Origin of the sequence: Sphingopyxis sp. (genome assembly GCF_041916015.1) — a bacterium.
In the GTDB taxonomy this organism is placed as follows: domain Bacteria; phylum Pseudomonadota; class Alphaproteobacteria; order Sphingomonadales; family Sphingomonadaceae; genus Sphingopyxis.
The window spans coordinates 35,603-52,567 of sequence record NZ_JAYSAH010000049.1 but is presented as its reverse complement, the minus strand read 5'-3'; the positions used below and the strand labels follow the sequence as shown (position 1 = coordinate 52,567).

Sequence of the window (16,965 nt, the reverse complement as noted above, 5' to 3'; positions counted from 1 at the left end):
CCTCAGGCAATGGCGACCCAACCTGCCGAAAAGCGCTTCAGCCACAAGAAGCTCGAACGCAACATCACCCTGCTCGGCTTTTTCTCGCTCGTCGCGGTGGCGATCGGCGGCATCGTCGAGATCGCGCCGCTGTTCTGGATCGACAACACGATCGAGAAGGTCGACGGAATGCGGCCCTATACGCCGCTCGAGCTGGCGGGGCGCAACATCTATATCCGCGAGGGCTGCTATACCTGCCACAGCCAGATGATCCGTCCGTTCCGCGACGAGGTCGAACGCTATGGCCATTACAGCCTCGCCGCCGAGAGCATGTACGACCATCCGTTCCAATGGGGGTCGAAGCGCACCGGACCCGACCTCGCCCGGGTCGGCGGGCGCTATTCGGACGAGTGGCACCGGGCGCATCTGATCGACCCGCGCAGCGTCGTTCCCGAATCGATCATGCCGGGCTATGCCTTCCTCGCCGACCGCGACCTGCAGGTGGCCGACATGTCGCGCGACCTGACCGCGCTCTACCGCGTCGGCGTTCCCTATACGAAGGCGGACATCGCCAAGGCGAACGACGACATTCGCGCGCAGGCCGATCCCGAAGCGGGCGCGGGCGACCTCGTCAAGCGCTATCCGAAGGCGCAGGTGCGCGATTTCGACGGCGATCCCGGCCGCGTGACCGAGATGGACGCGCTGATCGCCTATCTCCAGATGCTCGGCACGCTCGTCGATGTCGAGAAGGCGGCGCCGCAGGAACAGGCGCATGCGCCCGACACCCCGGCGGGAGCGGCACGATGAGCTACGACGAAGTCCGCCATTTTGCCGACAGCTGGGCCCTGATCGTCATGGTGGCGATGTTCCTCCTCTTCATCGCCTGGCCGTTTCGCAAGGGGGCCCGCCGTCATCACGACGAAGCCGCGAACATGATCTTCAAGGACGACGACAATGGCCGAGCATAAGCGCATCGACGAAGCGACCGGCACGAGCACGGTCGGCCATGAATGGGACGGCATCGAGGAGCTGGACACGCCGATGCCGCGCTGGTGGCTGTGGGCGCTCTATGCGACGATCGTCTGGGGCATCGCCTATGTCATCCTCTATCCCGCCTGGCCGATGGTCCACGGCGCGACCGAGGGCGTGTTCGGCTGGAGCAGCCGAGGCCAGTTGCAGGCGGAGATGCAGGCCGACGCCGCGCGCCGTGCGCCGGTGATGAACGCGATCGCGGCGACGCCAGTCGCCGACCTTCCCGCCAGGCCTGAACTGATGCAGGCGGCGGTGCAGGGCGGGGCAGCCGCCTTCCGCGTCCATTGCGTCCAGTGCCACGGCGCGGGGGGCGCGGGGGTGAAGAAGCTTTATCCCAGCCTGACCGACGACGACTGGCTGTGGGGCGGCGATCTGGCGACGATCGAATATACGATCACCCACGGCATCCGGAATCCCGATCATAAGGAAACGCGGACGAGCCAGATGCCTGCCTTCGGCCGCGATGGCATCCTCGAGCCCGCGCAGATCGCCGATGTCGTCAGCCATGTCCGCGTCATCAGCCATCAGGAAAAGCCGAGCGCCTCGTCGGCACGCGGTGCGACGCTGTTCGCGGCGAATTGCGCGGTATGCCATGGACCGGCGGGCGAGGGCGGGCGACAGGTCGGCGCGCCGAAGCTGACCGACGCGATCTGGCTCTATGGCGGTGACCGCGCGAGCATCACGGCCACCGTGACCCAGCCGCGCAACGGCGTGATGCCGCGCTGGGACACCCGGCTCGACCCGGTGACGATCAAGATGCTCGCCGCCTATGTCTATTCGCTCGGCGGCGGCGAAAAGGCGCCGGTCCCGGCGGCCGAAGGACAGGGAGCCGATGAGCAGCCCTGACGACCTGACCGGCGAGCATGGGTCGCTCTATGCGGCGCGGAAGGGCGTCTACCCCAAGAAGGTGGACGGCCCGTTCCGCCGTTTCAAATGGGCGATCATGGCGGTCACGCTGGCGATCTATTATGCGACGCCGTGGATTCGCTGGGACCGCGGCCCGCATGCACCCGACCAGGCAGTGCTCGTCGATCTCGCGAACCGGCGCTTCTACATGTTCCAGATCGAAATCTGGCCGCATGAATTCTATTATGTCGCAGGCCTGCTGATCATGGCGGGGATCGGGCTGTTCCTCGTCACCAGCGCGGTGGGGCGCGCGTGGTGCGGCTATGCCTGTCCGCAGACGGTGTGGACCGACCTGTTCCAGCATGTCGACCGGCTGATCGATGGCGACCGCAACGCGCAGATCCGCCTCGCGAACGGGCCGTGGACGGCCGAGAAGATCGCCAAGCGGACACTCAAATATGCGATCTACCTGACCGTCGCCTTCTGGACCGGCGGTGCGTGGATCATGTATTTCGCCGACGCGCCGACGCTGACGCATGATTTCTGGACCGGGCAGGCTGCGCCCGTCGCTTATGCCACGGTCGCGGTACTGACCGCGACGACCTTCGTTCTCGGCGGCTTCCTGCGCGAGCAAGTGTGCATCTATATGTGTCCCTGGCCACGCATCCAGACCGCGATGATGGACGAAAAGTCTTTGCTCGTGACCTACAAGGACTGGCGCGGCGAGCCGCGCGGCAGCGTCAAGAAGGCGCAGGCTCACCCCGGCGCCTTCGGCGACTGCATCGACTGCAACCAGTGCGTCGCGGTCTGCCCGACCGGCATCGACATTCGCGAAGGGCCGCAGATCGGCTGCATCACCTGCGCGCTGTGCATCGACGCCTGCGACGGCGTGATGGCGCAGGTCGGCCGCCCGCGCGGGCTGATCGACTATTGCACCCTCGACGACGCGGCGATCGAGAAAGCGGGCGGTACCGCGCCGCCGATCCGCAAGACGCTGCTGCGCCCGCGCACGCTGATCTATTTCGGCATCTGGGCCGCGATCGGCCTCGCGATGCTGTTCACCCTCGGCCAGCGCACCCGGCTCGACCTTGCCGTCCAGCACGAGCGCAGCCCGCTCTATATCCAGCTGTCCGACGGATCGATCCGCAACAATTACACGCTGAAACTGCGCAACATGGAGCTTCGCCCGCGCGAGGTCGAGATCAACGTCAGCGGCCTCGCGGGCGCGCAATTGTGGACGCAGGCGGGATCGCGCGAAACGGCGCGGCAGAGCCTTCGCCTGCCGCTTGCGCCCGATAGCGTGACCCCGGTCAGGCTGTTCGTCGCCGCCCCCGGCAAGGGGCCAGCGCGGCAGGATTTTACGATCGCGGTGCGCGGGCTCGACGACGATCCGCGGGGTGACAGCGAGACCATCCAGTTCGACCGGCCGGAGACGGGACAATGACCGACAAGCAGACGCAGAAGTCTTTTACAGGCCGGCATATGGCGACAATCCTGATCGTCTTCTTCGGCATCGTCATCACGGTCAATCTCGTCATGGCGCGGTTCGCGCTGTCGACCTTCGGCGGGACGGTGGTCGACAACAGCTATGTCGCCAGCCAGCACTATAACGAATGGCTGGCCCGCGCGGCGACGCAGGACCGGCTGGGCTGGCAGCGGTCGGTGACCGTCGATGCGGACCGCCGTGTCCGCCTCTCGATCCGCAAGGACGGCAAGGAGCTGGAGGGCCTTCGGGTCCGGGCGACACTCAGCCATCCGCTCGGGCGCGTCGAGCCGCGGCCGCTGCATTTCCTGACCGCGCCCGACGGCGGCTTGCAGTCCGCCGAAGCGCTGCCCGCCGGGCGCTGGCGGCTCGACCTGTCCGTGCGGCACGGAGCCGACGAGGCGCGCTATCGCGAGACTCTGCAATGAGCGCCGCCGCGCTGATCGAACGCGACTTCGCGGTCCCCGACATCCGCTGCGCGGGCTGCATCGCGAAGCTCGAGCAAGGACTCGTGCGTGACCGGCGGATTGCGGCGGCGCGCGTCAACTTCACCGAAAAGCGGGTGCATCTGTCGTGTGTGCCCGATGCCGAGATGCCCGATCTGATCGGCGCCTTCACCAATTTGGGGTTCGAGGCGCACCCGATCGGCAAGGGGGGCGAAGGGATCGACGCCGAGGCCGAAACGAGCCGCGAGCTGCTGCGCGCGGTCGCGGTGTCGGGCTTCGCGATGATGAACGTCATGCTGCTTTCGGTTTCGGTCTGGTCGGGTGCGGCGGGCGCGACGCGCGACCTGTTTCACTGGCTCTCGGCGCTGATCGCGCTGCCGACCGTCGCTTATGCCGGACGCCCATTCTTCCGTTCGGCGTGGCGCGCGGTTCGGCATGGCCGCACCAACATGGACGTGCCGATCAGCATCGGGGTGCTGCTCGTCTGTGCGATCAGCCTCTACGAGACCGCGACGAGCGGCGCGCACGCCTATTTCGACGGCGCGGTGATGCTGCTCTTCTTCCTGCTCTGCGGCCGCTGGCTCGACAGCGTGATGCGCGACCGCGCGCGCGGCGGCGTCACGGCGCTGCTTCGCAACATGGGAACGGGCGCGATGATCGTGGAGACCGACGGCCGCACGCGCTGGGTCGATGCGACCGCACTCGAACCCGACATGGTGATGCTGGTTGCGGCGGGCGAACGATTGTCGGCGGATGGCGTGGTAATCAGCGGTGCAAGCCGGCTCGACCTGTCGCTGCTCACCGGCGAGAGCGCGCCGCAGGGCGTCCACATCGACGACCGTGTGCACGCAGGCACGCTCAACCTCGACGCGCCGGTTCGCGTGCGCGTCACCGCGGCCGGAGCCGATACGGTGCTCGCCGACATCGCGCGGCTGATGGGTGAGGCGGGGCAGGGGCGGTCGCGCTACGTCCGCATCGCGGACCGCGCGGCGCGGCTTTATGCGCCCGCGGTGCATTGCCTCGCGCTGATGGCCTTCGCGGGCTGGATGATCGCCGGGGCGGGCTGGCACCACAGCCTGCTCATTGCCGCTGCGGTGCTGATCATCACCTGTCCCTGCGCGCTCGGCCTCGCGGTGCCCGCGGCGCAGATCGTCGCGGCGGGCGAACTGATGCGGCAGGGGGTGCTGATCAAGGACGGGTCGGCGCTCGAGCGGCTCGCCGAGGTCGATCTGGCGCTGATCGACAAGACGGGAACGCTGACACTCGGGCGGCCCGAGGCGCGCGACCTCGACCAGCTCGACATCGCGATCCAGTCGCTGCTGCTCGCGCTGGCGCAGGCGAGCCGCCATCCGCTCAGTGAAGCGCTGACACGTGGGCTGCAGGCGCTGGACGTTCGGCCCGTCGAAATCACCGCGCTTCGCGAAACGCCGGGTTTCGGCATCGAGGCGCATTGGGCGGGAAGCACCGTCACGCTCGGCCGACCGCAGAGCCCCGGAGCGGGCGACGCACTCGCGACCGAGCTGACGGTTGCGGGCCGCCCGGTGGCGACGATCCGCTTCGCCGACCGGCTGCGACCCGACGCCGAGGCAATGATCGAGGCGCTGCGTGGCGAGGGGGTCGGCGCGATGATCCTGTCGGGCGACCGCGCCGAGGCGGTCGCGCCCGTCGCACGCGAGCTGGGGCTGACCGCGCAGACCGCGATGAGCCCGCAGGACAAGCTTGCCGCGATTGGGCGCCAGTCGGCGCAGGGACACAGGGTGCTGATGATCGGCGACGGCCTCAACGACGGCCCCGCGCTCGCCGCCGGCCATGCGTCGATCGCGCCCGGCTCGGCGAGCGATGTCGGCAAGAATGCGGCGGACTGCATTTTCCTCGGCGACCGGATGATGCCGGTGGTCCAGACGATCCGCATGGCGCGGCGGACGCAGGCGGTCGTGCGGCAGAATTTCATGGCCGCGATCGGCTATAATATCGTCGCGGTGCCGCTCGCTTTCATGGGGCTGGTCACACCGCTCGTCGCGGCCATCGCGATGTCGGGATCGTCGCTGATCGTCGTCGGCAACGCGCTGCGCCTGAAGCGGGCGATCCGGTGAACGGGCTCGCCTTCCTCATACCGATCGCGCTCGGCCTCGGCCTGCTGGGACTGGCCGGCTTCTTCTGGTCGCTGCGGCAGGGACAGTTCGAGGACCTCGACGGTGCGGCCTTGCGCATCTTCGTCGAGGAAGAAGAGGATCAGGCACCATGAGCGCGCGCCGCTTCGCTCTGACGCTCGCCATCGCTGCGCTGATCCAGCCGCCGGTCGCGGTCCACGCGCGCGTGCTGATCGTCCCCGCGTGCGGCGGCGCTTCGCATCGCCTGATCGTGCCGGACGATCCGGGCGATCCGGGGCAGGAGAAAGATTGCGCAAAGGCCTGTCACGCCGTCACCGACCGGCGCGGAAAATCGGCGAAGGCAAGGCCCGGATGCTGTTGATGTCCGCGACATTGATCCCGGTCAATGCGGGCGGCGCCATGCAAGGATAGGCCCTGCCCATCATGTGGTCCTATCATCCCGATCTGCTCGCCAAGCCGGTGCCGCGCTACACCAGCTATCCGACCGCGATGGAGTTTGCCGAGAATATCGGCGCGGACGATTATGCGCGCGCGCTGGACGCGATGGAGTCCGCGACGCCGGTCTCGCTCTATGTCCATATCCCCTTCTGCGAACAGATATGCTGGTATTGCGGTTGCAACACCGGGGCCGCGGGGCGCAAGCAGCGGCTCGCCGATTATCTGACGGCGCTCAGGACCGAAATCGCGCTTGTCGCAAAGCGGCTTGGCGGGCGCGGACGGGTGCAGCGCATCGCGTTCGGCGGCGGCAGCCCGAACGCGATCGCGCCCGTCGAACTGGTGCGCCTGCTCGACCGCATCCTGACCGTCTTCGACGCGCACCGGCCCGAAGTGTCGATCGAACTCGACCCGCGCGGCTTTTCGTCCGAATGGGCTCTCGTGCTCGCAGCGGCGCATGTCACGCGCGTCAGCCTCGGCGTCCAGACCTTCGCGCCGCACGTCCAGCAGGCGATCGGGCGCATCCAGCCGTTGTCGCATATCGAGCGCGTGGTTTCCGCGCTTCGTCTCCGCGATATCGATGCGATCAATTTCGACCTGATGTACGGGCTGCCGGGGCAGTCGCTCGCCGACCTTGAGGCGACGCTCGATGAGACGATCCGTCTTGCGCCGAGCCGCATCGCGCTGTTCGGCTATGCCCACCTGCCCGCCATGATCCCGCGCCAGCGGCGGATCGATGCCACGAACCTGCCGGATGCCAAGATGCGGTTCGATCAGGCGTGGCTCGGGTTCGAGCGCCTGACCGCCGCCGGTTATATCCCGGTGGGCTTCGATCATTTCGCGCTGCCCGGCGATGCTCTGGCGGCGGCCGCGCAGGAAGGGCGGGTCCATCGCAATTTCCAGGGCTTCACCGAGGATGACGCGCCGGTGCTCATCGGCTTCGGAGCGAGCGCGATCAGCCGCTTTCCCGATCTGATCGTGCAGAACGAAAAGCGCGCCGGCCCCTATCGCGATCTTGTCGGCGACGGCCGTCTCGCGGCGGTTCGGGGCGTCGCGGTCGATCGCGAGCAACAGGCAAGGGCGGCGCATATCCGCGATCTTCTGTGCAACGGACGGACGAAGCTTTGCCCAGAGAGCGTTGCCAGCGTGCGCGAATCCTTGCTGGACTTCGAGCGGCGCGGCGTCATCGCATGGGATGCGGGGGAGCTTGCAATCCGGGACTGCGGCCTGCCTTACGCGCGCCATGTCGCCGCGCAGTTCGATGGACTGAGAGGTTCGACCCGGTTCCTTTGAAAGGCCCGGTTGCGGCGCGGACGGTCAGGCCGACGCCGGAAACACGGGCCAGGAGCCTGTGATGGCGTTCCCGTCGAACAGCGCGATGTCGCCGAACTGGAGGAAGAGCGCTTCGCTCTGGTTCGGGCGGAAGAAGACGTAATCGTCGGGCTTCAGCGCGACATGCGTCGATCCCGTCAGCATCTCCTGATTGCTCGAACGGCCGTAAAGGTCGCTGAACTGCAATCCGGGCGGCGATACCGGCGTCGCGAGCCAGTGGCCGCCATAGATGAAGAAAGCGCGCGCCGCATTGGGGTCCATGAAGGTCAGCGGGCCGGTCAGCCATTCGTTGCCGGGCAGCTCCATGCGCTTCGCCTTGATCACCGGGGTCGCGATGAAGCTCGCGGGCCTGTGGCGCGTAAGCCAGGGCGTGTCGAAATCGACGGGTTTGACGAAGGCCGAGCCCACCGACACTTCGTTCGCGGCACTTCCCTGCGCGTGGCGTGCATAGGTCGGGCTTCCCGCGCCGTTGAGCGTCAGCGTTGCGGGATCGACGCCGAGCTTTTCGCGCAGCACGCCGATAGCGGTGCGATAGAGCGTCTGCGACGCGGCATAGGCTTCGTCGGGATCGTCCATCTTCGTGACATGCGCATCATAGCCCATCAGGCCGCTGACCGAGACATGCGGGAAGGTGCGGGCGAGATCGACCGCTTCCGCCAGCGCCTTGCCGTCCGCAAAGCCGCCGCGATGAAGGCCGACGTCGATCTCCATATTGGCGCGCAGCTTGACGCCGCGCGCGGCGGCGAGGTCGGCATATTGCCTGAGCCGCGTCGGCGTGTCGATCAGCCACTGGATGCGGCTCGCCGCCTCGGCGCCTGCCTTGTCGATGACTGCGGCGAATTCCAGTTCGGGCAGCGGCTTGCCGAGGAGCAGGTCGGCGTCGGTGCGCGGCGCCATGATCTCGATCATCGCGCCGTTGAAGACCATGAAGCGGTTCGTCGCCATACCCGCCGCGATATGGTCGATCAGGCCGGTCGCGGGCAGCGACTTGACGACGATGCGCAGCGGCAGGCCTGACGGCTTCAGCGTCGCGCGCGCCGCAGCGATATTCTGATCGAGCCGCGCCTGATCGACGACCAGCAACGGATGCGCGATCCCCGCCCGGCGGAGCGCCGCCGACAGCGCGAGGAAATAGCGATCGTGCGCGCCGCCATGGTCGCTCTTGCGCGAGGCCAATACGGCTGCCCCACCCAGCACCGCCGCGCCGCCGCCGACCATCGCCGCGCGGCGGGTCCAGCGTTTCGTCCGTCCAGCCTCAGCCATCGAGGAAAATCCCCTTCAGATAATCGTTGAGCATCCGTCCTTCGGGGTCGAGCGAGCGGCGCACCTCGCCGGCTTCCTTCCAGCGCGGATAGAGCGCCGCAAGGTCGCGCGCCTTCAGGCTGTGCAGCTTGCCCCAGTGCGGGCGGCCGCCGTGGCGGCGGAAGATCGGTTCGACGATGGTGAAGAAGAAGTCATGGTCCTCGCGGTAATAGGCGTGGACCGCGATCGACCCGCTTTCGCGCTGGTAGAAGGGCGACAGCCAGGCATCGTCGGGCGCGATCACGCGCACCTCGATCGGGAAGAACACATCCCTGCGATGCTCCTCGATCGCGGCGATGACTTCGCGCAGCGCCGGAATCTGCGCCTCGATCGGCAGATGATATTCGCATTCGTTGAAGCGCACCGGCCGCTCGTTCGACAGCAGTTTCCAGCCTTCGTCGACCATCTCCTCGGGCGGAACCTTCGCCATCTCCTCCGCCGCGAGCTTGCGGCGGAGCGCGGGGGCGAATTCGAACCAGTCGCGAAGCTGTTTGAGGCCCATCAGCGTCTCGGTGTCGGCGTCGGGGCCGCGCGGCTTGACCGGCCGGTCGGTGATGTCGTTGGTGATCACCGCCGAATGGCCGGTGAAGGGCAGGACATAGAATTCGACGTTGCGGTGCTTCTGGCGCAGTGCCGGCCAATCCTCCAGCACCTCGTCGGTCGGGCGCACCTCGGTGCGCTTGAGGATGCGGTGCAGCGGCTGGTTCTGCAGCGTCACCTGCGTCACGACGCCGAAGGCGCCGAGCCCCACGCGCGCGGCGTTGAAGACTTCGGGGCGGTTGGCGGCGTCGCAATCGATGATTTCGCCCGTCGGGGTCGCGATCCGCATCGCGACGACCGACCCGTGCACCGCCTGGATGCCGCGCCCGGTGCCATGCGTGCCGGTTCCGATCGCGCCCGCGATCGACTGTTTGTTGATGTCGGGAAGGTTGATCATCTCCTGCCCGATCGCCGCGAGCGCGGGGCCGAGGTCGGCAAGGCGGGTGCCGCCGCGCACCGTCGCCTGGTTTTTCGTGGAGTCATGGCCGACCAGCCCCGCCATGCCGTCAAGCGTCAGCAGCGTGCCGTCGGTCGGGACGAGCGCGGTGAAGCTGTGCCCCGAACCCACCGGGCGCACCGGCGCGGGCGCCTTGGTCAGGATGGAGAGCAATTCCTCTTCGCTCGTCGGCGCGCCGCGCTTTTCGGGGTAGCTGTGCGCGATGCCCGACCAGTTCGACCAGAGGAGATGGCCCTTGGCGTCCTCGGCGGCCAACGCCGCGGGTTCGCGGTCGCGCAGCCAGTTGCGCCCGGCAAGACCGCCGACGCCCAGCGCGCCCGCTCCGATCACTCCGCCGCCGACGAGCAGCGACCGCCGCGTTACCTTGCCCATCAATTCCTCCCCGCCATGAAGCGAATGAGCTTCCGATAATCGTCAGGCGTGCAGGAAAAGCACTGTCCGCCCGCCGGCATTCCATTCAGGCCGCGAACCGCGCTGTTCAGCAGCGCGTCCTCGCCCTTCGCCCAGCGCTTGTCCCACTGGGTGCGGTCGCCCGTTAGCGGCGCTCCGGTGTCGGGAACCGTATGGCACGACTTGCACGCTTGCTCGTAGAGCCCCGCGATGCGGGCATCGGCGGGTTTCAGTGCCGCGCTCTGTTCGGGGGTGAGCGGTTTCGCCGGCGGCGGCTCCGACTGGCACGCCGCCAGCAGCAGCGCCGCAGGCAGGAGGATCAGCGCGCGCATCAATATTTGACCCGGAATTCGACGCCGAACATCCGCGGTTCGCCGCGGAACTGCTCGATGAAGCCGAAGTCGGAAAGATCGACGGCGTAGTTGATATATTTTTTGCGCGTCAGGTTGCGGCCGAACACCGCCGCTTCCCAGCGCCCGTCTTCGTCCTTGAGCGCAATGCGTCCGCCGAGCAGCCAATAGCCCTTCTGCTTGAGCAGCGGATTATTGTCGGCCGAGAAAAACTGGCTGCTGCGATAGGAGGCAGAGGGCTGGAAGGCGAGGGCGAGCTTGTCCGACAGCGGAACCTCGTAGTTGGCGGTGCCGCTGAAGGTTACGGTCGGCGACAGCGCGAGGCGGTTGCCCGAATAATCGGCCACCGCAGTGACGAAATCCTTCACCTCGGTATCGAGCAGGCCGAGGTTCAGCGTGATGTCGAAGCGGTCGGCGGGCTTGGCGATCATCTCGAACTCGGCACCATAGATGGTCGCGTTCGCGGCATTGTCGAGCAGCGAGAGCGGGATCGCGCCGGTGTTGATCAGCGTATAAAGCTGCAGATCCTTATAATCATAATAGAAGGCGGCCGCGTTGAAGCGGAGGCGGCGGTCGAACAGCGTCGATTTGATCCCGACCTCATAGGCGGTCAACGTCTCCTCGTTGAACGGCTGGGCCTGCACTGCCGCTTCGGCGGGATCGAAGCTCAGGAAGCCGCCGTTGAAGCCGCCGCTCTTGAAGCCGGTCGAGATGCTCGCATAGGCCATCACGTCGGGGGCGATGTCGTAGTCGAGCCCGATCTTGAAGGAGACATTCTTGAACGACTTGCGATTGTCGAAACTATAGAGGGGAATGATGCCGCCGGGGATCGGCGCGACGGTGACGGCGCCTTCGCCGCCTTCCTCGTCGGGCACGATGATGCTGTTCTCCTCCAGCCGGGCCTCGGCGAGAAAGCGCTTGCGCTCGTAATTGTAGCGGCCGCCGATGGTCGCGCGCAGCGCCGGGGTCAGTTCGATCTCGGCCTGGCCGAAGATCGACGCCGCGTCGGTGTTCTGGCGATTGAGCGTGCGCGAGAAGAGCACGGGGATGCCGCCCGTCGCCAGTCCGTCGGGATCGCCCGCGCCGCCCGGCAGGGCGGCGCGCACCTCGCCGAACAGGTCGCCGGTCTGGTTCTGGTTCAGCGTCTCGTGCAGATAATAGCCGCCGACGACCCAGTTGACGCCGCCGCCCGTGCCCGACAGGCGCAGTTCCTGCGTGAAGGCCTTGGACCGCACGCCATAGTCGATGTCGAGAATGCGGAACGGGCTGGCGTCGGTGTCCTCGCGGTGCAGCTTGTCGTTCCAGTCATAGGCCGAGATCGACGTCAGCGTGATATCGCCGAAATGCCAGTTGAACCGCGCCGACGTGCCCCAATTCTTGACCACCAGCCGGTCGCTGCGGTCGTAATTGCCGTCGTAGAAGCCTTCGGGGCTGACATAGCCGAAGACGTTGCCGCACTGGTTCGCCATGATCGCATCGGGCGCGCATGGCGTCGTGAAGCCGGTGTCGGGATCTAGCAGGCCGAGGCTGCGATATTGCGGCGAGCGAACATCGACCTTGCCGCCGTGGACGTTGAGCAGCGCGTCGAAATTGTCGGCGATATCGAGGGCCAATTGGCCGCGCAGCGCGAAGCTGCCCTGGCCGTTCTCGCGGCGTCCGGTCAGCAGATTGTGGACATAGCCGTTCGAATGGGTGCCGGTGCCCGAGATGCGGAAGCGCGCGGCGTCGGAGATCGGCCCGCCGATCGCGGCCTCGCCGGTGATCGTGTCGAACGAGCCATAGGAGAGCGAGGCCTGCGCCTGAAAATCCTTGCTCGGCTTTGCGGTGATGAAGTTGATCGCGCCACCGGTCGCGTTGCGGCCATAGAGCGTGCCCTGCGGTCCTTTCAGCACCTCGACGCGTTCGAGGTCGAAAAGCTGGAAGGTCTGCGCGCCCGGCGAGGCGATATAGACCTCGTCGACATAGACGCCGTTGGGCCCCGCGTTGTTGCTGTTGGTATCGGCGAGTCCGACGCCGCGGATATAGATGAGCGGCTGATTGCCTTCGCCGGCGGGAAGGCCGATCTCAAGGTTCGGAACCACCGCCGCAATGTCCGAGCTCGACTGGATGCCAAGGTCGGCGATGGCGTCGCCCGAGAAGGCGGTGACCGCGACCGGCACGTCCTGCAAATTCTGTTCGCGGCGCTGCGCGGTGACGACGATGTCGCCGATGCCTTCGTTCGTTTCGGCGCTGGTTCCGGCGTCTGCCGCCCCCTCCTGCGCCGTCGCCGCGGACGGTGCGAGAATCGCAAACGCCAGGACGGAAGCGGTGCCGAGTCGCAATTTGCCCATCAATTTCATTATTTTGTTTCCCTGTTCCCAATTTAGTTATCGCTAAATTATAGTATAAGCTATATTGCGTCAACAAGGCTGGTCAGGACGCGTTGCGCCTTCCATGATGGAGCGGCGCAGGAAGGTGGGAATTCGATGGCAAGGCCGAAAGCAAAGGAGAAGCCGGCACGCGGTCCGTCGACGCGCGAGCGTTTGCTCGACACCGCGGGGCTGTTGCTCGCCGAGGTTGGGATGGAGCGCATCTCGACCAACATGATCTGCGAGCGCGCGGGCGTGACGCCGCCGGCGCTCTATTATTATTTCGCCGACAAGTTCGAAATCATCATCGCGCTCGGCGAGCGGCTGATGGATCGCCAGAATGAGGCGCTGGTCCGCTGGCTCGACCGCCATGCAAGCGGCGGCCTTCGCGCCTATGCCGAAAATACCGAGGAATTGCTGCGCGAGACGGCCGAGATCACCGAGGCCGAACCGGGCGGCGTGTGGATCGAGCGGGCGCTCCATTCGAGCCCGCGCCTCGAGCATGTCCGCATCGAATCGCATCGCTATGTGACCGGGAAGCTGACCGACGCCTTTGCGCCGTTCGTGCCGAGCCGCCCGCGTGACCTGATCTGGCTGCGCGTCCGGATGCTCGTCGAGTTCGGCTATGTCGCGACCGAGATGCTGCACGCCGAGAGCGGGATCGCGCGCGAGGCGGTTCTCGCGGAGACCGCGCGGATGCAGAAGCTGGCGACGCTCGATCTGCTCGATTGATGGCTCCGAATACGGACCTTTTTAATTGTAATTGAGAATCGTTCTCGATAATGGCGGGCATCCTTTCCCGATGGACCCACCTTTCCCCGATGCACGCACCCCGGACCCAACGCCCGCCGACGAAGAAAAGCCGGAAGAGCTTTTGGCTCAAGCAGTTGCATATGTGGCACTGGATGAGCTCGGCGATCAGCCTGATCGGGCTGCTGCTGTTCGCGGTCACCGGCTTCACGCTCAATCACGCCGCCGACATCGAGGGAACGCCAGTCGTGACGCAGGGGGCGGGGCAGATGCCGGCGGCGGTGCTTGGCCAGCTCGGCGCCGATCCCGCGGGCGGCAAGGGCCGGTTGCCAAAGCCCGTCGCGGCCTGGGTCGAGGGGCATTTCCCGGTCAAGGCGTCGGGCGAGGCCGAGTGGTCGGCCGACGAAGTCTATCTGCCCGCGCCGCGTCCGGGCGGCGACGCCTGGGTCGCGATCGACCGCGCGAGCGGCGCGGTGACGAGCGAAGTCACCGACCGCGGCTGGATCTCTTATCTCAACGACCTCCACAAGGGCCGCAATTCGGGTGGCGAGTGGAGCCTGTTCATCGATGTCTTCGCTTTCGCCTGTCTGGTCTTCGCGATCACCGGCCTGTTCCTGCACTGGTTGCACGCGGCGAAGCGCAAGAGCACCTGGCCGCTCGTCGGCGCCGGGCTCGTCCTTCCCGCCGCCGTCGCGATCGTCTTCATCCACTAAGGAGAGTCTTCAATGCAGTCCCCTTCGCGCACGCTTCTGATCGGCGGCTCGCTGAGCGCCGTGCTGACCGCCCCGGTGCTGGCCGCCGCGCCCGCGACGATGGACGTCACGATCACCATTCCGCGGCTCAAGGTTGCCGAATATCATCGTCCTTACGTGGCGATCTGGGTCGAAAAGGCCGGCGCGCCCGCGAAGACGGTCGCGGTCTGGTACGATTATGACATGAAGAATAACGAGGGCACCAAATGGCTGCGCGACGTGCGCCAGTGGTGGCGCGCCGCGGGCCGGACGATGACCTTCCCTGCGAACGGCATCACCGGCGCGACGCGCGCGCCGGGTGCGCAGAAAATCTCGTTCAGCCGCGCCCAGCTCGGCGCCACCGCTCCCGGCGCCTATACGCTGGTGATCGAGGCGGCGCGCGAGGTCGGCGGGCGTGAGCTGCTCCGCATTCCGTTCACCTGGCCGGCGAAGGCCGGCGCAGGTGGCCGCGCCGCCGGCACGACCGAACTCGGCGCCGTCACCATCGCTTTCCGCTGATTTTCGAAGGGGCAAGACAATGAAGAAGCATATCCTGGGTTTCGCGGCGACGATCGCGATTGCGGCGATGGCGGTGGTTCCGGCGAGCGCGCACCGCCAGTGGATGCTGCCCTCCGCGACCGTGCTCTCGGGCGACGATGTTTGGGTGACGGTTGATGCCGCAGTGTCGAACGACCTGTTCTATTTCGAGCATCAGCCGCTGCGTCTCGACGCGGTGAAGGCGTGGGCGCCCGACGGCACCGAACTGACGATCGAGAACAAGTCGACCGGCCGCTATCGCAGCACCTTCGACGTCCATCTGGTGCAGAAGGGCACCTATCGCATCGCGTCGGTCGCCGACATGCTGATGGGCAGCTATGACCTCAATGGCAAGACCGAGCGCTTGCCGCGCGGCACCACCGCCGCCAATCTCGCCGAGCGGGTGCCTGCAGGCGCGACCAATGTGAAGACCGCCGAGGCGAACAACCGCAACGAGATTTTCGTGACGGTGGGCGAGCCGACGACCACCTTGTTCAAGCCGACCGGCAAGGGGATCGAGCTGGTGCCGGTGACGCACCCCAACGACCTCTATGCAGGCGAGGCGGCGACCTTTCAGTTCCTGCTCGACGGCAAGCCCGCGGCGGGCCTGCCGGTGACGGTGATCCCCGGCGGCATCCGCTATCGCGACCAGCTCGGCCAGATCGACCTCAAGACCGATGCCGAGGGCAAGGTCGCGGTAACCTGGCCCGAGCCGGGCATGTACTGGCTGAACGTCACGACCCCGCAGGCCGAAGGCGCGGGCGAGGGCGCGCCGCAGCCGATCGCGCGCCGCGCCTCCTATGTCACGACGCTCGAGGTGATGGCGCCCTGAGCGACCGTATCCTGATTCCCCGCGCACTGACGCCCGCCGCCTTCGCGGCGCGCGGCGCGGGGGAGGTGCAGAGCTTCGCCGGCGAGGCGATGGGGACGAGCTGGTCGCTCCACGCCGTGTCGCCGCTCGCCGACGCGGCGGCGGGCGTGCAGGCGGCGTTCGACCGTGTTGTCGCGCAAATGAGCCAGTGGGAGCCCAAATCCGACCTGTCGCGTTTCAACCGTGCGCCGGCGGGAGAATGGTACGCGATCCTGCCCGAATTTGCACATGTCGTCTCAGCCGCGCTCGCGATTGCGGAGTCGAGCGACGGGGCATTCGATCCGGCGCTCGGGGAGTTGACCGAACGTTGGGGCTTCGGCGGCGGCGGGCCGGTCGATATCGTGCCGGACGACACGCCCCCCCGGAACCGCACGATCGAATATGATGCTTCCGGATCGCGCATCCGGCGCAGCGAAGGTGCCGCGCTCGACCTGTCGGGCATCGCCAAGGGCTATGGTGTCGACCTCGCGGCCGAATGGTTGCTGGGGCAGGGCGTGCGCCATTTCCTCCTCGAACTCGGCGGCGAATTGCGCGGGGAGGGGATCAGGCCCGACGGCCAGCCCTGGTGGGTCGATGTCGAGATGCCGCCGGCCGTGTCGATCCCGCCCTGGCGGATCGCGCTGCACGACCTGTCGGTTGCGACCTCAGGCAATTACCGGCGCGGTTTCAGCGTCGAGGGTCGCTATTATTCGCACAGTTTCGATCCCGCGACCGGACGGCCGATCGTCAGCAGCGTCTCGTCGGTGACGGTGTTGCACCGCGACTGCATGATGGCCGACGGCTGGGCGACCGCGCTGACTGTGCTGGGCCCCGAAAAAAGTATCGCGCTTGCCGATGCGGAAGGCCTCGCGGCATGCGTGGTTGCAGGTGATCGCGAATATATTTCGCGCGCGTGGCGCGCGATGCTCGATTAGAGCACGGAGCGTTAAGTCTGCATCGCCCTTTCTTCCGTTTGTGCTGAGCTTGTCGAAGCACCGTCCTTCTGCGGTGCCTGAAAGGAAGAACGACCCTTCGACAAGCTCAGG

Annotated in this window: 18 protein-coding genes; 14 read left to right on the top strand and 4 right to left on the bottom strand. The window is 66.8% G+C overall.

The window, feature by feature from the left end:
* Positions 1–9 precede the first annotated feature (9 nt).
* The 9 genes from ccoO to hemN all read left to right on the top strand — a co-directional run bounded on the left by ccoO (position 10) and on the right by hemN (position 7,625).
* Positions 10–786: a cytochrome-c oxidase, cbb3-type subunit II gene (ccoO, locus tag ACE3SL_RS06940; RefSeq protein ID WP_374525018.1), complete on the top strand. Its 777-nt coding sequence runs from the start codon at positions 10–12 to the stop codon at positions 784–786.
* Entirely contained in the window at positions 783–947 is a 165-nt protein-coding gene (locus tag ACE3SL_RS06935; RefSeq protein WP_374525017.1) for a cbb3-type cytochrome c oxidase subunit 3, read from the top strand. The genes ccoO and ACE3SL_RS06935 overlap by 4 nt, the downstream gene beginning before the upstream one ends.
* Positions 934–1,857, top strand: a complete 924-nt coding sequence (gene ccoP, locus ACE3SL_RS06930) for a cytochrome-c oxidase, cbb3-type subunit III (RefSeq protein WP_374525016.1) — start codon at positions 934–936, stop codon at positions 1,855–1,857. The genes ACE3SL_RS06935 and ccoP overlap by 14 nt, the downstream gene beginning before the upstream one ends.
* Positions 1,844–3,301 (top strand): cytochrome c oxidase accessory protein CcoG, encoded by a 1,458-nt coding sequence (gene ccoG, locus ACE3SL_RS06925; protein ID WP_374525015.1) that lies wholly within the window; start codon positions 1,844–1,846, stop codon positions 3,299–3,301. The genes ccoP and ccoG overlap by 14 nt, the downstream gene beginning before the upstream one ends.
* Positions 3,298–3,768, top strand: a complete 471-nt coding sequence (locus tag ACE3SL_RS06920) for a FixH family protein (RefSeq protein ID WP_374525014.1) — start codon at positions 3,298–3,300, stop codon at positions 3,766–3,768. Before ccoG ends, ACE3SL_RS06920 begins: the two co-directional genes overlap by 4 nt.
* Positions 3,765–5,879, top strand: a complete 2,115-nt coding sequence (locus ACE3SL_RS06915) for a heavy metal translocating P-type ATPase (RefSeq protein WP_374525013.1) — start codon at positions 3,765–3,767, stop codon at positions 5,877–5,879. The genes ACE3SL_RS06920 and ACE3SL_RS06915 overlap by 4 nt, the downstream gene beginning before the upstream one ends.
* Entirely contained in the window at positions 5,876–6,031 is a 156-nt protein-coding gene (gene ccoS / locus ACE3SL_RS06910; protein WP_374525012.1) for a cbb3-type cytochrome oxidase assembly protein CcoS, read from the top strand. Before ACE3SL_RS06915 ends, ccoS begins: the two co-directional genes overlap by 4 nt.
* Positions 6,028–6,258, top strand: coding sequence for a hypothetical protein (locus ACE3SL_RS06905; protein WP_374525011.1), 231 nt, complete (start codon positions 6,028–6,030; stop codon positions 6,256–6,258). The genes ccoS and ACE3SL_RS06905 overlap by 4 nt, the downstream gene beginning before the upstream one ends.
* Before the next feature lie 62 nt (positions 6,259–6,320).
* Entirely contained in the window at positions 6,321–7,625 is a 1,305-nt protein-coding gene (hemN, locus tag ACE3SL_RS06900) for an oxygen-independent coproporphyrinogen III oxidase (RefSeq protein ID WP_374525010.1), read from the top strand.
* Positions 7,626–7,649: 24 nt separating this feature from the next.
* On the opposite strand, the gene ACE3SL_RS06895 is transcribed toward hemN, so the two are convergent.
* From ACE3SL_RS06895 to ACE3SL_RS06880, 4 genes are read right to left on the bottom strand one after another with little or no spacing between them, the layout of a single operon-like run.
* Positions 7,650–8,927 carry an alanine racemase gene (locus ACE3SL_RS06895; protein WP_374525009.1) on the bottom strand — a complete coding sequence of 426 codons (1,278 nt, stop codon included), beginning with the start codon at positions 8,925–8,927 and terminating at the stop codon, positions 7,650–7,652.
* Positions 8,920–10,335, bottom strand: a complete 1,416-nt coding sequence (locus tag ACE3SL_RS06890; protein ID WP_374525008.1) for a D-arabinono-1,4-lactone oxidase — start codon at positions 10,333–10,335, stop codon at positions 8,920–8,922. The genes ACE3SL_RS06895 and ACE3SL_RS06890 overlap by 8 nt, the downstream gene beginning before the upstream one ends.
* The gene (locus tag ACE3SL_RS06885; protein ID WP_374525007.1) at positions 10,335–10,685 is read right to left on the bottom strand and encodes a cytochrome c5 family protein; all 351 of its coding nucleotides are present in this window, start codon (positions 10,683–10,685) and stop codon (positions 10,335–10,337) included. The genes ACE3SL_RS06890 and ACE3SL_RS06885 overlap by 1 nt, the downstream gene beginning before the upstream one ends.
* The gene (locus tag ACE3SL_RS06880; RefSeq protein WP_374525006.1) at positions 10,685–13,042 is read right to left on the bottom strand and encodes a TonB-dependent receptor; all 2,358 of its coding nucleotides are present in this window, start codon (positions 13,040–13,042) and stop codon (positions 10,685–10,687) included. The genes ACE3SL_RS06885 and ACE3SL_RS06880 overlap by 1 nt, the downstream gene beginning before the upstream one ends.
* A 126-nt stretch (positions 13,043–13,168) precedes the next feature.
* Between ACE3SL_RS06880 and ACE3SL_RS06875 the strand changes: the two genes are divergently transcribed.
* The 5 genes from ACE3SL_RS06875 to ACE3SL_RS06855 all read left to right on the top strand — a co-directional run bounded on the left by ACE3SL_RS06875 (position 13,169) and on the right by ACE3SL_RS06855 (position 16,854).
* Complete coding sequence (locus tag ACE3SL_RS06875) at positions 13,169–13,783, top strand: TetR/AcrR family transcriptional regulator (RefSeq protein ID WP_374525005.1); 615 nt, start codon at positions 13,169–13,171, stop codon at positions 13,781–13,783.
* An 89-nt stretch (positions 13,784–13,872) separates the two neighbouring features.
* Entirely contained in the window at positions 13,873–14,514 is a 642-nt protein-coding gene (locus ACE3SL_RS06870; protein ID WP_374525004.1) for a PepSY-associated TM helix domain-containing protein, read from the top strand.
* Between the two features lie 12 nt (positions 14,515–14,526).
* On the top strand, positions 14,527–15,051 hold the full coding sequence (locus ACE3SL_RS06865; RefSeq protein WP_374525003.1) for a DUF2271 domain-containing protein: 525 nt from the start codon (positions 14,527–14,529) through the stop codon (positions 15,049–15,051).
* A gap of 19 nt (positions 15,052–15,070) precedes the next feature.
* A complete protein-coding gene (locus ACE3SL_RS06860; protein ID WP_374525002.1) occupies positions 15,071–15,901 on the top strand; it encodes a DUF4198 domain-containing protein in 831 nt (276 codons plus the stop codon).
* Between the two features lie 65 nt (positions 15,902–15,966).
* On the top strand, positions 15,967–16,854 hold the full coding sequence (locus tag ACE3SL_RS06855; RefSeq protein ID WP_374525001.1) for an FAD:protein FMN transferase: 888 nt from the start codon (positions 15,967–15,969) through the stop codon (positions 16,852–16,854).
* Positions 16,855–16,965: the final 111 nt, after the last annotated feature.

What these genes read in the sequence shown, in the direction of transcription:
- ccoO (WP_374525018.1), top strand. Translation starts at nt 10, where the DNA reads ATGGCGACCCAACCTGCCGAAAAGCGCTTCAGCCACAAGAAGCTCGAA.
- ACE3SL_RS06935 (WP_374525017.1), top strand. Translation starts at nt 783, where the DNA reads ATGAGCTACGACGAAGTCCGCCATTTTGCCGACAGCTGGGCCCTGATC.
- ccoP (WP_374525016.1), top strand. Translation starts at nt 934, where the DNA reads ATGGCCGAGCATAAGCGCATCGACGAAGCGACCGGCACGAGCACGGTC.
- ccoG (WP_374525015.1), top strand. Translation starts at nt 1,844, where the DNA reads ATGAGCAGCCCTGACGACCTGACCGGCGAGCATGGGTCGCTCTATGCG.
- ACE3SL_RS06920 (WP_374525014.1), top strand. Translation starts at nt 3,298, where the DNA reads ATGACCGACAAGCAGACGCAGAAGTCTTTTACAGGCCGGCATATGGCG.
- ACE3SL_RS06915 (WP_374525013.1), top strand. Translation starts at nt 3,765, where the DNA reads ATGAGCGCCGCCGCGCTGATCGAACGCGACTTCGCGGTCCCCGACATC.
- ACE3SL_RS06905 (WP_374525011.1), top strand. Translation starts at nt 6,028, where the DNA reads ATGAGCGCGCGCCGCTTCGCTCTGACGCTCGCCATCGCTGCGCTGATC.
- hemN (WP_374525010.1), top strand. Translation starts at nt 6,321, where the DNA reads ATGTGGTCCTATCATCCCGATCTGCTCGCCAAGCCGGTGCCGCGCTAC.
- ACE3SL_RS06895 (WP_374525009.1), bottom strand. Translation starts at nt 8,927, where the DNA reads ATGGCTGAGGCTGGACGGACGAAACGCTGGACCCGCCGCGCGGCGATG.
- ACE3SL_RS06890 (WP_374525008.1), bottom strand. Translation starts at nt 10,335, where the DNA reads ATGGGCAAGGTAACGCGGCGGTCGCTGCTCGTCGGCGGCGGAGTGATC.
- ACE3SL_RS06885 (WP_374525007.1), bottom strand. Translation starts at nt 10,685, where the DNA reads ATGCGCGCGCTGATCCTCCTGCCTGCGGCGCTGCTGCTGGCGGCGTGC.
- ACE3SL_RS06880 (WP_374525006.1), bottom strand. Translation starts at nt 13,042, where the DNA reads ATGAAATTGATGGGCAAATTGCGACTCGGCACCGCTTCCGTCCTGGCG.
- ACE3SL_RS06875 (WP_374525005.1), top strand. Translation starts at nt 13,169, where the DNA reads ATGGCAAGGCCGAAAGCAAAGGAGAAGCCGGCACGCGGTCCGTCGACG.
- ACE3SL_RS06870 (WP_374525004.1), top strand. Translation starts at nt 13,873, where the DNA reads ATGCACGCACCCCGGACCCAACGCCCGCCGACGAAGAAAAGCCGGAAG.
- ACE3SL_RS06865 (WP_374525003.1), top strand. Translation starts at nt 14,527, where the DNA reads ATGCAGTCCCCTTCGCGCACGCTTCTGATCGGCGGCTCGCTGAGCGCC.
- ACE3SL_RS06860 (WP_374525002.1), top strand. Translation starts at nt 15,071, where the DNA reads ATGAAGAAGCATATCCTGGGTTTCGCGGCGACGATCGCGATTGCGGCG.